Below are 12735 nucleotides of genomic sequence, written 5' to 3'. Positions count from 1 at the left end.
TTGGCTCGCTGTCGACTGGTCTGAGCACCACCAACAGCAACGTGACATCGCTGTCCACGTCTACGTCGACCGCAGTGGGTTCGCTGTCGACGGGTCTGAGCACGACCAACAGCAACGTGACGTCGCTGTCCACGTCGACTTCAACGGCCGTTGGCTCGCTGTCGACTGGATTGAGCACCACCAATAGCAACGTGACGTCGCTGTCGACGTCGACATCGACGGCAGTGGGTTCGCTTTCGACGGGTGTCAGCACGGCGCAAAGCGGAGTGGACTCGCTGTCGACCGGTCTGAGCACGACCAATAGCAACGTGACCTCGCTGTCCACGTCGACTTCGACGGCAGTGGGTTCGCTGTCGACGGGCGTGAGCACGGCACAAAGCGGCGTGGACTCGCTGTCGACCGGCCTGAGCACGACGAACAGCAATGTGGATTCGCTGTCCACTGGCTTGAGCACTACGAACAGCAACTTGACTTCGCTGTCCACGTCGACTTCGACGGCAGTGGGTTCGCTGTCGACGGGTGTGAGCACGGCACAAAGCGGCGTGGATTCGTTGTCCACCGGTCTGAGCACCACCAATAGCAACGTGACGTCACTGTCCACGTCGACGTCGACGGCAGTGGGTTCACTGTCGACCGGTGTCAGCACGGCACAAAGCGGCGTGGATTCGCTGTCCACCGGTCTGAGCACGACGAACAGCAATGTGGATTCGCTCTCTACCGGACTGAGCACGACGAACAGCAACCTGACTTCGCTGTCCACCTCGACCTCGACGGTAGTGGGTTCGCTGTCGACCGGTATCAGCACGGCACAAAGCGGTGTGGATTCGCTGTCGACTGGCCTGAGCACCACCAACAGCAACGTGACGTCGCTGTCCACGTCGACGTCGACGGCCGTTGGTTCGCTGTCGACGGGCGTAAGCACGGCACAAAGCGGTGTGGACTCGTTGTCGACTGGCCTGAGCACGACGAACAGCAACGTGACGTCGCTGTCCACGTCGACTTCGACGGCAGTGGGTTCGCTGTCGACGGGCGTGAGCACGGCGCAAAGCGGTGTGGACTCGCTGTCGACTGGCCTGAGCACCACCAACAGCAACGTGACGTCTCTGTCCACGTCGACCTCGACGGCAGTGGGCTCGCTGTCGACCGGCTTGAGCACGACCAATAGCAATGTGACGTCGCTGTCCACGTCGACTTCGACGGCCGTAGGTTCGCTGTCAACGGGCGTGAGCACGGCACAAAGCGGCGTGGACTCGTTGTCGACTGGCCTGAGCACGACGAACAGCAACGTGACTTCGCTGTCCACGTCGACTTCGACGGCAGTAGGTTCGCTGTCGACGGGTGTCAGCACGGCGCAAAGCGGTGTGGATTCTCTGTCGACGGGTCTGAGCACCACCAACAGCAACCTGACGTCGCTGTCCACGTCGACCTCGACCGCAGTAGGTTCGCTGTCAACGGGCGTAAGCACGGCACAAAGCGGCGTGGACTCCCTGTCCGCCGGCCTGAGCACCACTAACAGCAACCTGACTTCGCTCTCGACTTCCACGTCGACGGCAGTAGGTTCCCTGTCAACGGGTATCAGCACGGCACAAAGCGGCGTTGACTCTCTGTCGACCGGCCTGAGCACCACCAACAGCAACATGACATCGCTGTCCACGTCGACGTCGACCGCAGTGGGTTCGCTGTCGACCGGCCTGAGCACCACCAACAGCAACGTGGCCTCGCTGTCGACGGGCTTGGCCAACTCGGTGCAGTATGACGACGCTAGTCATGGGTCCGTGACCTTGGGCGGTGCGGGCGCCACGGCACCGGTGGCGTTGAAGAACGTCGCCGATGGCGTCAATGCCACCGATGCGGTGAACTTCGGTCAACTGAGCTCATTGTCGACTTCCACGGCGGCAGGCATCAGTTCGCTGTCAACAGGCGTCAGCACGGCACAGAGCGGCGTGGATTCGCTGTCGACTGGCCTGAGCACCACCAACAGCAACGTGACGGCGCTGTCCACGTCCACGTCGACAGCCGTTGGCTCGCTGTCGACCGGCCTGAGCACCACCAACAGCAACGTGGCCTCGCTGTCCACGTCGACCTCTACCGCAGTGGGTTCACTGTCAACGGGCCTGAGCACGACCAACAGCAACGTGGCCTCGCTCTCTACGTCGACCTCCACCGCAGTGGGCTCGCTGTCGACGGGGGTAAGCACGGCGCAGAGCGGCGTCGAGTCCTTGTCCACGGGATTGAGCACCACGAACACCAGCGTGGCGTCGCTGTCCACGGGACTGAACACGACGAACAACAATCTGACGGTGCTGTCGACCGGGCTGAGCACCCTGGTGACTCAGGGTGTCAAGACCAAGTACTTCCACACAAACTCCGACCAGGCCGATTCCCAGGCAACGGGCAAGGGATCTGTCGCGGTGGGCGGCAATGCCGTCGCGTCGGGAGAAGGAGCCATCGCGATCGGTGAAAACGCCCGTGCCACGGGCGCCAACTCGGTTGCGCTGGGGGCCAACTCGGAGGCTACGCGAGACAACAGCGTGTCGGTGGGGTCGGCAGGGCGGGAGCGCCAGGTTACCAATGTCGCGGCGGGTACGTATGGCACGGATGCCGTGAATCTGAATCAGTTGAACGCAGGGATTCAACAGGCCAACAACTATACGGACCAGCGTTTCAACCAGATCGAGAAGTCTGTCAACACTACCGCCCGTCAGGCCTTCGCGGGTATTGCAGGAGCCACGGCCCTTGCAATGCTGCCGGAGCCGGATCAGAACAAGACGTTGGCCCTGGGGCTTGCCATTGCGAACTTCAAGGGGCAGTCCGCGGTTGCGATCGGTACGACCGCGCGGGTGACCGAGAACATCAAGTTCAAGGCGGGTGTGGGCGTCAGCTCGAACGGAACCACGGTGGGCGTAGGTACGGCAATTCAGTGGTAAGCATGGCGGGTGCCGCGGTCGGGGTGATTCCGCCCGGATCGCGGCTTGTTGCAACGGTAGATTTGCATCGGAACGTTCTCATGGCACGACCCGGTGCCGAAAAATAGTATGGCGCAGGCAAGATGGATTCACCGGGGGAAAGCCATGACGCTGCAGCAACTGCATGTCTTTCTGAATGTGGTGGCGCAAGGCAGCATTCACGGTGCGGCTCGCGCGCTGGGGGTCACCCAGCCCGCGATCACCGCCAGCGTGCGCGAGTTGGAAAAATCACTGGGCGTGCCACTGCTATTGCGATCGGTAAAGGGCGTGAAGCTGACGACCTATGGGGCGGTGTTCTACCGTCGCGCGAAATCGATCGCCGCGGACATGAAGCGTGCCGAGGACGAGCTTCTGGAGATGCGGGGCGACCAGGCGGGAAGTATCGCGGTTGCCACCTCCGAGTTTGCCGCGAGTTCCATGTTGCCCAAGGTCTTCAGCAGATTTCGGCGAGCTGGTCACGGCACCTTGTTGTCCTTCCACCAAAGTAGTTTCTCGTCTGCTTTGGGCCAACTGTTTGAGAATGCCATCGACGTCGCCGTCGTCCATGCGCCGCAGCGCATGGAGTTTCCGGATTTCGTGACCGCCAGGCCGCTGTTCTCGATGCCATTGATCGCAGTGGCTAGGGCGTCCCATCCCAAGATCCAGGCGCGCAGTGTCGAGGCGGTGATTGACGAGGAATGGCTGCTGCCTTGTGAGACCGGTGACGATGCCGACCGGACGTTCACGCACTATTTCGATTCCGCCGAATTGCATGCGCCTGCCAGGGTCTCCCGTTGCCAGTCGCTCTCGGCGACGATTCTTTTGCTAAAGGCGGCGGACCTGATTGCTCCGGTTCTGTATCCGACTTTCAAACTGGATATGGAAACGCGCGGCATCGTGACAATGCCAATCGAGAAAGAGGCCAGTGTCATGTCGATGTATCTACTGACACGGCGTGACCGTCATCTGTCGGATGACGGCGAGGCGTTGCTTGCCATGTTCGAACAGGTTGCGAGGGAAGTGCCATTCGTCGGGCATGACGTCTGACGTTGTTGCCAGCAATCTTAGCGATTGTTTGCAGTCGCGCGAAACACGGAAGATAGACTCGAATTGTGCAGTTTCCTCGCACGTGCAAGGTTTGTCTCCCCGTTTCGCCAGGCTACATCTCAGCGGGTGTGCCTGGCGTTTTTTTTCCCGCGAATGCCACGCTTCACCGACTGTTTCCGGAGTGCGCGCCGTATTTGCATTTGTTCGATTTCAGACCGGCCGATGCGCCGACAATGAGATCGTCCATAGGTAACGGGCGCGACCGATACCCAGGCACGGAATCCCCCAGCGGAAACGAAGAAGGCAGGCGAAGATGGTCATGACGGCACACGCAAGACAGGACATGAATGCTCTGAAGTTGACAACCGCCGGTGTGTTGAATGCCATCCGCGCGAAGGATATCTATGCCGTCTACCAGCCGCAGTTCGAAGCGGCGACGGGCAGGCTATCCGGTCTGGAGGTTCTGGCTCGATGGAACGTCGGCGCGAAGCGGCATATCCCGCCCAGTCAGTTCATCCCGTACATAGAGAGCAGCACGTTCGAGTGCGAACTGATCTTCTCGCTGGTGGAGGAGGTTGGGGTGCTGCTTCGACGTCACCCTGCGTACAGCGGGACAGTGTCCATCAATGCCAGTCTGCACGCGTTGGCGGGTCACGACTTCTTTCCGTCATTGGAGCGCGTGCTGCACGCCAATAATGTGCCGATGCGGCGTGTGCTGGTGGAGATTACGGAGAACACCACCGTCAACGACGCCGAAGCGTTGCGGATTCAGGCGCATATCTGTCGCCTGCGGGAGGCCGGGCTGACGTTTTCATTGGATGACTTCGGCACCGGCTTTGCTGGCATGCAGGCGCTGGATCTCTTCGAGTGTCGTCAGGTGAAGATTGCCAAGCCATTCCTGCATCGTGCCCGCACCTCTCAGCGTTCCCGCCGCATCCTCGCCAGCATGGTCGACGTTATTCATGCCGCGGGTGCGTCGGTTGTGATGGAAGGACTCGAATCCGATGAGGATCTCGATTTATCGCGGGCCGTCGGCGCGGATCAGCTTCAGGGGTATCTCCTGGGGGCGCCGCAATCGGCGGACTCGGTTGCCGGTACATATTTTGGCGATGCCCGATGCCAGCACGTCGCAGGCAGATTGCCACTGATGTGAAACATCGCACCATCTGGCGTTCCGGCGTGGCGCTGTGGATGCTCGTAGCATCGACCGCACAGGCTCACGGTCCGGTCTATCCCGATGCCATCGCGCCGCCGCCCTGGAAAGCGCCGTTCATGCAGGTTTTTGTCCGCGCGGACCAGGACAGCGATGGCCGGCTCTCGATGTCTGAAGTCGGCGCGCGCGCGCCGCGGCTTAGCGCGGTGTTCGAGAGTATCGACCTCGATGGAAATGGATACCTCGACTATCCGGAGTACCTGGCGTATTTGCGTGATAGATACCGTGGCATTTCACCCGTGCATTCCATGCACCGGGAAGTAGTCCGGTAAGACCCGAAGTCGCTTGAACAATGCATAAGAAGGGGCCGACTCCCGGCCGTTCAGTGTCACATACACAACAGGCGACCCGCGTTTTTACATTTGTTCGATTTTGCGATCCGCGACATGCTGACAATGCCTGACGCTTGGCGGGATTGCAGTCCCAGCTAGGCCATCTGCCTTGGTGGCATTGCTACGCAGAACATAGGTCGCAGTCGTGAACAGTCCGTCGGAATATCGCAAGCGAGTCGTCTCGATCGAAGACGACGACAGTTATGCGGCGTTGATCGCTGCTGCATTTGTGGGTTGGGGGCATGAATGCGTGAACTATCGCGATGGCCGCACCTTTCTTGAAAGATTGCCCGACGAGGTATTCGACCTGCTGCTGGTGGATTGGGAGCTTCCAGACATGACCGGCGATGTGGTGATTGCGCGGATACGCACGCTGCTGGGTAAAACACCCCGCGTAATGGTCATTTCCAGCCGCATCGAACAGGACGTCATCGCGGCCGCGTTGGAAGCCGGTGCCGATGACTACATCAGCAAGCCGATTCGCATTCCAGAACTGTTGGCGCGCGCCGGTGCACTAATGCGCCGCAAGCAGGAAAGAATGCTGTGCGCGGGTGGCGTGATCGAATGCGGCCGATATCGGCTCAATCCGATGGAACGTGTGGCGTCCCTTGACGATATACCGGTGAGCCTGTCTCCTCGTGAGTTCGATCTGGCATTGCTGCTGTTTCGCAATGCCGGTTGCCTGCTATCCCGCGAAATTGTCATGCAAGCCGTATGGGGAAAGGCGGGCGACGCGGGATCTCGAACGCTGGATATGCACATGTCTCGGGTGCGAACGAAACTGGCGCTGCGTGCCGAGAACGGCGTGAGACTCAGGTCGATCTACGCACATGGTGTGCGCCTGGAACCCCTTCATACCGGTGCGGGACATGGCAACTGAAACCGTACGGCGACGGATATGGGCGGCCGCCTGCGTGGTGGCCGGCGTGCTGGCCTGTGGCCTGGCTCATGCCGGCCCGGCAGGGGCGCAGGGCGATGCAATGGCTTACACGGTGGAAGCTGGCGATACGCTTCTGTCGATCGCCACCCGCTATATGGACAGACCGGAATCCTGGCATGTTCTCCAACGGATCAACCGCGTGCCGGACCCCTATCGCCTTGTGCCGGGTTCGAAGATCCTGATCCCGTTCAGCCGGATTCCCGAGACCGCGGGTGCCGCCGTGGTGGTTCACACAATCGGCGACGTGCGCGCAGCCGGCAAGCCCGTCGAAGTTGGCACGCGCCTGGTGGACGCGGACCGGATCGAGACCGGTGCGGGCGCGTCGGTCACCGTTGAGCTGGCCGATCGGACCCGGATCACCTTGCCGCCGCAAACGGTGGTGCAGGTGCAGCGGGTGCGCAGTTTCGCACGGGCACCGCTGATCGACGCGGTTTTCAGTGTGGAGAAAGGCGCGGCGGCTGCCCGGGTGGCGCCCACCGGATCAGGCGTGGGCCGTTTCGAGATTCGTACACCGTTGATGGTCACTGGCGTGCGGGGTACCCGCTATCGCGTCAGTGCCGACGCCACAAGCGCGCGGAGCGAAGTTCTGGAAGGCCACGTCGCAGTGGGCGCGGGTGTGCTATCCACCGCGGCTGCGACAGTCGATGCCGGATACGGCGTCGGCGCCGGACTGCGCGGCGTCTTGTCGAAACCCGTTCGCCTGCTCGGTGCGCCGGCGCTCGAAGCGGTGCCGGCATTGGTGCTGGGCAATAGCATCCGTTTGTCGTGGTCGCCTGTTGCCGGCGCAGTCCGCTATCTGTTGACGGTTTCCCGGGACGCCGATCTGACTGAAATTCTCTGGATGGGGAGCACCGCCGCGCTGCAGGAATCCATCGGGGAGTTGCCAGAAGGCCACGTCTATCTTTCCGTATCCGCCATCGCCGGCACGGGACTGGTGGGCCTTGCAAGCACGGCACCGCTACAGGTCAGAATCAATCCCCCGGCACCCTTGTTACTGGAACCGGCCGCTGAACATACGCAGTATGGTGATGCCGCCCATTTTGAATGGGCGACGGTTCCAAAGATATCGAGGTATGAGATCGAAGTGGCGCAGGATGCCGGCTTCGAGCTGGGTCGCGTTCGCTGGACTACCACCGAAGTTGAAACGAGCCGCCCGCTTGTGCCCGGGCGCTGGTGGTGGCGTGTGCGTTCCGTGGACGCGGCGGAGCTAGCGGGCCCGTGGTCAGATGCGGTCGCGTTCCAGATGGAACCCGCGGGTCCTATTCCGCGAGCCGACGACGACGGGAGCGTATTGCGGATCAGCTGGCCAAAAGGCGCAGCGGCGAGCGCGGCCGCATACCGCGTCCAGCTTGCGCGCGACGAGGCATTCTCCTCGATGGTTCTCGACGCGCAGGTGGCGACCAATCAAATGCAGATGCCGCGTCCCCAGGCGGGCGTCTACTATGTCCGGGTCGCGCTATTGCCCGCGCAAGGCGTATTGCATGCCGCCGCATTTTCGGCGCCTCAGCGTTTGCTGCTCGACGAACTGTTGCGGGACGGCTCGGGACAGGCGATCGGAGGTGGGGAGGGCGGAGGCCCAAAGAAGGTCCGGGTCGATCGCGCGGAGTAGGGTATGTCGTTGCGATGGAGAGTGCCGCTTCCCAAGGCCAGGGTCGCGCCTGCGACGGGGTCCGGCTTTCGCCGGAGAACGCGTATCGAATGGGCCGTGCTAACGCTGTTGGTACTCACCGTGGTGGTACTGGCCGTGAAGTTCGAATGGCTGCAGCGCGCGGACCTGGCCTTCTACGATGAGTCGATTGGGGCAAGTGGGCGCCCCGCCAGTGACGCCATTGTGATCGTCGCCATCGACGACAAGAGCATCGAGGCCCTTGGCCGCTGGCCGTGGCGCCGCTCGGTACTTGCGGCGGCTGTCGACCGCATCGCGGCGGCTGGACCGCGCGCGATTGGCCTCGATGTCATCATGTCCGAGCCAGATAACCGATACCCCGAGGATGATGCCGCATTCGCCGGCAGTCTGGCACGCGCCAGGGCAACGGTGGTGCTGCCGGCATTTGTCGACCTCGCTGGAGATGAGGTGAGGGTGCGCTCTCCATTGGCCGCGCTGCAAGCGGACATCGGGCACATTAACGTAACGGTCGATACCGATGGTGTGGCGCGCGAGGTGTTCCTGGAGGAGGGATCACTGGATGCCGGCAGGAGCCTCCGACACTTCTCCCTGCAAATCGCCAAGGCGTTCCGTCCGGACGCGGCAGCAAGCGTGCGCGTCGAGCCAGCGATAGTGGCCGAACGTGGTGGATGGCAACGCCGTGGCCGCCTCCGCATTCCGTATGTCGGTCCCCCCGGCAGCTTCATGCAGGTTTCCGTGATCGACGTGCTGGATGGCAAGGTCGGCCCTGATCTCTTCCACGGAAAAGCGATTTTGATCGGCGCCACCGCGACGGGATTGGGCGACTATCTGTCCACGCCGGTTTCGCGCGATGGTCATGCAATGAGAGGCGTGGAGATCCTGGCCAATACGGTGCAGGCGGTGCTTGAGAACAATGCGATCGTCAGGGTGGGCGATACCGAGTTCTGGTTCGCTACCTTGCTGCCCGTATTGCTGTTTGCATGGATCTCGCTGATCCTGCCGCCTCGCGCGGCACTCGCCGGTGGCCTGGCGGTTGTCGGCACGCTCGTGGCAGTGAGTTATCTGTTGCTCGCCTATGCGCATATCTGGATCATGCCGTGCGCGGCGATACTCGGATGCGTGGTGTTTTTCCCGCTCTGGCTGTGGCTGCGTCAGGAAGCGGCGCTCCGCTTTCTGGCGGACGAACTGCGCAGCCTGGAGCAGGAGTCCGGCCTGATGACGCCCGCTGATCGGGGCACGCAAAGCAGCCTGGACGACCGCATGCGTGCGGTCCACCGCATGAGTTCTCACGTCCGCGATGTGCGGCGATTCCTGGCCGACGGGCTTGAGAGCTTGCCGGAGGCAACACTGATTTGCCGGCAGGATGGCGCGATCCTGATGGCAAATCGTTGCGGCGTGGCATTGGCGCCGGTACTGTTTGGCGAGAACCACGGTGTTGGTTCGACTGCGACGGTGCTTCACGCCGCGCACGCGGAGCGTCCGACGATTCAGGCGGTACTGCACCACGTTTTCGGCGGGGCGGATTCTGGCATTGCTTACTGGCATGCGCTATGCGGCGCATCAGAACGGGACACGCAATTGACTCGAACCGCCGGGATGGAACTGGTGACACGCGACGACCGTTCCTTCCTGCTGCATGGCGCGCCCTTGCACGCGGAGCAGGGCGAGATTGCGGGCTTGATCGTCAGCCTTGTCGACATCACTGAGATTCGGATCGCCGAGCGGCAACGAGAACAGACCATGCATTTTCTCTCGCATGACATGCGCTCGCCGCAAGCATCGATCCTCGCGTTGATCGAGCTACAGGAGAACGCCAAGGACGCGCTGCAAACGGAGGATCTCCTGCGTCGCATCGGCACCTATGCCAATCGCACGCTGGCGCTGGCCGACGATTTCATTCAGCTTGCGCGGGCCGAGTCGCAACGTTTGGCGCTTGTGAGCGTCGACCTTGTGGAGGTGCTATTCGATGCGAGCGATGAGCTGTGGCCGCTGGCTAACGCGCGGAATATTGAAATCAGGGTGGAGTCGGACATGGAAACCGCGTCAGTTCGTGGGGAGCCGGCCCTGCTTGCACGCGCGATTGGAAATTTGATCAACAACGCGATCAAGTACAGCAATGGCGGATCGTCCGTGCGCGTGCGATTGTCCGCGACTTCCACGCGCTATCGAATCGACGTGATCGATCAGGGACCGGGGATCGCCGAAGAGGATCAGGCCCGGCTATTCCAGCCCTTCAGCCGAATCAAGACGTCGATGCGCAATATCCCGGACGGCAGCGGGCTTGGTCTGGCATTTGTACGGACGGTTGCGGAGCGTCACGGCGGTCAGGCGCAAGTCTTGAGTTTCCCCGGAAACGGGGCAACGTTCTCGATCGACATTCCACGGAGTGGCTCGACGATGTGATGCACGACGCTGATCCGTCATGCCATGCGCCGCTACCGTTCTTCCAGGAGGAGGCGGGCGGCCATTTTTCGCTGGGACAAGTTCTCTTGAATATCGTCAGCCCGGTCGAGCTTGATGCAGAGCAGCGTCAGAAGCACGACGGCGACGATGCTGGCTATGAAAATCAACAAGAGAACGTTCCGATTCATGGAGTGAGCGAGTAAGGCGGGAAGCAATCACTGTAGGGGAGCGTTCCGGCCGTATTGTCAACAATTGAAGACAGGCTGCGCCGCTGCCTCACCTCGGCCGCTTTTCGTTCGTTTGCAATGTCGAATGCCGCTGGTGATAGTTTTGATCCTGGGCGGCGACGATGAGGATCGCTTCGCTTTCCAGGACGTTTTTGGCGGCTCGATCCGCAAGCGAAAAGCTGCGTGATGTGCTGGAAGACCAGCCATGTTGTCGCGGCTCGCATCGAGTGCGCACTGGACCGCCGGACTGTGCAGCCACACGTGTTGCGCGAACTGACCTGCAGATGTGACGCAAATGGGCAAGAACAGAAAACCCCGAAAGGCTTACCGGCCCCGAGGCATTGAGCCGGCCGCCGGTCTGCGCCTGCAGCCGTGGCGATTGAACATGCTGTTCAATCCTGTCGAACGTATCCTGGACAGGCTGGAGGCCGGCGATGCCTTCGACGTGAACGAAGACGGCGAACTGGAAACGCAGTACCACGAAGTAGGCCACGCATTTTCCGTGGATATGACGATCCACACGTTGATCGAGGTCTACGAAATCGCCGCAATGCGCGCCCCCGCGAAGTGCCCAGGCATTGCGCCGTTGCGGCATCTCAGGAGTCGGCTGGCGGATGACGAAGGGCTCACAAGCGCCGATATCGAAGCCAGTCGAAGCTGTCTTGCCGCGCTGCGGCGATACGCGGCGAGCCTGCCCAGCACGGAACTGATAGATGTCATGCGCACGCTGGCGCTGAAGGCTCAGATGGACGACGCCGAAAAGACTGGTGCAGCGTCATGACGACCTCACACAGACCTAGCGCTTGCAGGGACATCATTTTTGCGTTGTTGCGCGCACACGGGCCACTCACCCAGCAAGACATCGTGCAAGCGGTGCCACTCGAAAAGGAAGAGGCGAGGCGCGCGATCACTGCGATGCGCAGGACCGCGGTCATCACGCGGATCGCGCCGCTGAACGATGGCCCAGGTGTGCCAGGGCGCTATGCATTGACCGGGAAACCGCTCTCTCGTAACACGCCAACCAATTCCCTCGTCGCGCACGGCGAGGTCAGTTTTGATGGATTGCTTGCCGCGTGGAGGATTGCAGTGCCAAAGACTTCGAAGGCGTATCCGTCCCGCGTGATTCGAATGGATAGTTGGGGCGTCGATCTCGACCTTGTACCTTCCAAACGAGCGGCGTCGCAAACACGCGCCGCCAATGCATAGCGCACCGTGCTGGGTACTGGTCGGCGTCGCGGCATTCGGCTTTGCGCTGGTGTGCGGGTTTCGGGCCGACGCAAGCGGGGATTCGCAGGAATCCCGCTGGATAAGACTGGCCGGCACGTTGCACTTGCCTGGTTTGGCGCTCGTGATTGTGGGGTTGGGCCTGGCTCAGCCACCGGCGCTACGCGAAACCCCTCAGGCGCAATCGGCGCGGATCGTTCGCCCTCAGGCCATACGGGTCAGCGATATGGCGGTGCACAGAGTCGCCCCTTCGCTGAAACCGAATCAAGCCAGAAAGGGAGCCGTGAAACGGCCGCCACGCTAAGTTTTACGACTGATTTGGGCCGCGACCGCGAGGCCTTCTACTGACATTGGAGCTTCACTATGCAGGTTTGCACAACACTGATCGACGCTAGTGGTCATATCTTCGAAAGACGGACCACACACGATGCCCAGTCGGTGATCGGGGCCGCGAAATCCAGTCAACAGGTTATCGCCACCAAAGGCAAGGCATGGGCGGATCAGTCCATGAAAACGCTTGGGCGCGGACTGGCCAAAGCCATGTTGGCCGGCAAGAAGCAGGGGTTCGATCAGGCCATCCTCGACTTGCTGGTAGCCGTCTGGCTGATCGACTCGATCTTTGGAGAGTTGGACGCCGACGAGTTTCAGCATAGCAACCATGCTTTTACGGTGGATTCGCACGGCAACCTCATTTACGACCGCCGCCTTATGGAGATGGCGTAGGCGCGCAGAGCCAGGCGATCCACACTGATTCGCAAAGCATGTTTCGCAAGACGA

Annotated in this window: 12 protein-coding genes; 11 read left to right on the top strand and 1 reads right to left on the bottom strand. The window is 61.5% G+C overall.

The genetic code is table 11. The annotated features are described in order from the left end of the window. Positions 1 to 1639: hypothetical protein (locus AC3FLX_RS10415; RefSeq protein WP_488696207.1), on the bottom strand; the 1639-nt coding region annotated here is incomplete at its 3' end. Here AC3FLX_RS10415 and AC3FLX_RS10410 point away from each other — a divergent pair. The 11 genes from AC3FLX_RS10410 to AC3FLX_RS10360 all read left to right on the top strand — a co-directional run bounded on the left by AC3FLX_RS10410 (position 1638) and on the right by AC3FLX_RS10360 (position 12681). After that, a complete protein-coding gene (locus tag AC3FLX_RS10410; protein WP_488696206.1) occupies positions 1638 to 2927 on the top strand; it encodes a YadA family autotransporter adhesin in 1290 nt (429 codons plus the stop codon). The genes AC3FLX_RS10415 and AC3FLX_RS10410 overlap by 2 nt on opposite strands. 144 nt (positions 2928 to 3071) lie before the next feature. Then, positions 3072 to 3992: a LysR family transcriptional regulator gene (locus tag AC3FLX_RS10405; protein ID WP_488696204.1), complete on the top strand. Its 921-nt coding sequence runs from the start codon at positions 3072 to 3074 to the stop codon at positions 3990 to 3992. Positions 3993 to 4335: 343 nt separating this feature from the next. Further along, positions 4336 to 5145 (top strand): EAL domain-containing protein, encoded by an 810-nt coding sequence (locus AC3FLX_RS10400; RefSeq protein ID WP_488696202.1) that lies wholly within the window; start codon positions 4336 to 4338, stop codon positions 5143 to 5145. Next, positions 5109 to 5477: an EF-hand domain-containing protein gene (locus AC3FLX_RS10395; RefSeq protein ID WP_488696200.1), complete on the top strand. Its 369-nt coding sequence runs from the start codon at positions 5109 to 5111 to the stop codon at positions 5475 to 5477. The genes AC3FLX_RS10400 and AC3FLX_RS10395 overlap by 37 nt, the downstream gene beginning before the upstream one ends. Before the next feature lie 205 nt (positions 5478 to 5682). Further along, on the top strand, positions 5683 to 6417 hold the full coding sequence (locus AC3FLX_RS10390) for a response regulator transcription factor (protein ID WP_488696198.1): 735 nt from the start codon (positions 5683 to 5685) through the stop codon (positions 6415 to 6417). Further along, positions 6407 to 8086 carry a FecR domain-containing protein gene (locus AC3FLX_RS10385; protein WP_488696197.1) on the top strand — a complete coding sequence of 560 codons (1680 nt, stop codon included), beginning with the start codon at positions 6407 to 6409 and terminating at the stop codon, positions 8084 to 8086. The genes AC3FLX_RS10390 and AC3FLX_RS10385 overlap by 11 nt, the downstream gene beginning before the upstream one ends. 96 nt (positions 8087 to 8182) lie before the next feature. Further along, positions 8183 to 10507, top strand: a complete 2325-nt coding sequence (locus AC3FLX_RS10380; protein WP_488696196.1) for a CHASE2 domain-containing protein — start codon at positions 8183 to 8185, stop codon at positions 10505 to 10507. After that, entirely contained in the window at positions 10507 to 10710 is a 204-nt protein-coding gene (locus AC3FLX_RS10375; protein ID WP_488696195.1) for a hypothetical protein, read from the top strand. The genes AC3FLX_RS10380 and AC3FLX_RS10375 overlap by 1 nt, the downstream gene beginning before the upstream one ends. A gap of 409 nt (positions 10711 to 11119) precedes the next feature. Beyond that, positions 11120 to 11515 (top strand): hypothetical protein, encoded by a 396-nt coding sequence (locus AC3FLX_RS10370; RefSeq protein ID WP_488696193.1) that lies wholly within the window; start codon positions 11120 to 11122, stop codon positions 11513 to 11515. Continuing rightward, a complete protein-coding gene (locus AC3FLX_RS10365) occupies positions 11512 to 11940 on the top strand; it encodes a hypothetical protein (RefSeq protein WP_488696191.1) in 429 nt (142 codons plus the stop codon). Before AC3FLX_RS10370 ends, AC3FLX_RS10365 begins: the two co-directional genes overlap by 4 nt. 381 nt (positions 11941 to 12321) lie before the next feature. Beyond that, positions 12322 to 12681, top strand: coding sequence for a hypothetical protein (locus AC3FLX_RS10360; RefSeq protein ID WP_488696189.1), 360 nt, complete (start codon positions 12322 to 12324; stop codon positions 12679 to 12681). The last annotated feature ends 54 nt before the right edge of the window (positions 12682 to 12735 follow it).

Source organism: Cupriavidus sp. 291-E7 (genome assembly GCF_057798835.1).
This window is presented reverse-complemented; position numbering and strand designations above follow the sequence as displayed.

Bases quoted from the DNA above. Each gene is read 5' to 3' on its own strand.
- AC3FLX_RS10410 (WP_488696206.1), top strand. From the start codon at position 1,638: ATGACATCGCTGTCCACGTCGACGTCGACCGCAGTGGGTTCGCTGTCG.
- AC3FLX_RS10405 (WP_488696204.1), top strand. From the start codon at position 3,072: ATGACGCTGCAGCAACTGCATGTCTTTCTGAATGTGGTGGCGCAAGGC.
- AC3FLX_RS10400 (WP_488696202.1), top strand. From the start codon at position 4,336: ATGAATGCTCTGAAGTTGACAACCGCCGGTGTGTTGAATGCCATCCGC.
- AC3FLX_RS10395 (WP_488696200.1), top strand. From the start codon at position 5,109: ATGCCAGCACGTCGCAGGCAGATTGCCACTGATGTGAAACATCGCACC.
- AC3FLX_RS10385 (WP_488696197.1), top strand. From the start codon at position 6,407: ATGGCAACTGAAACCGTACGGCGACGGATATGGGCGGCCGCCTGCGTG.
- AC3FLX_RS10375 (WP_488696195.1), top strand. From the start codon at position 10,507: ATGCACGACGCTGATCCGTCATGCCATGCGCCGCTACCGTTCTTCCAG.
- AC3FLX_RS10370 (WP_488696193.1), top strand. From the start codon at position 11,120: ATGCTGTTCAATCCTGTCGAACGTATCCTGGACAGGCTGGAGGCCGGC.
- AC3FLX_RS10365 (WP_488696191.1), top strand. From the start codon at position 11,512: ATGACGACCTCACACAGACCTAGCGCTTGCAGGGACATCATTTTTGCG.
- AC3FLX_RS10360 (WP_488696189.1), top strand. From the start codon at position 12,322: ATGCAGGTTTGCACAACACTGATCGACGCTAGTGGTCATATCTTCGAA.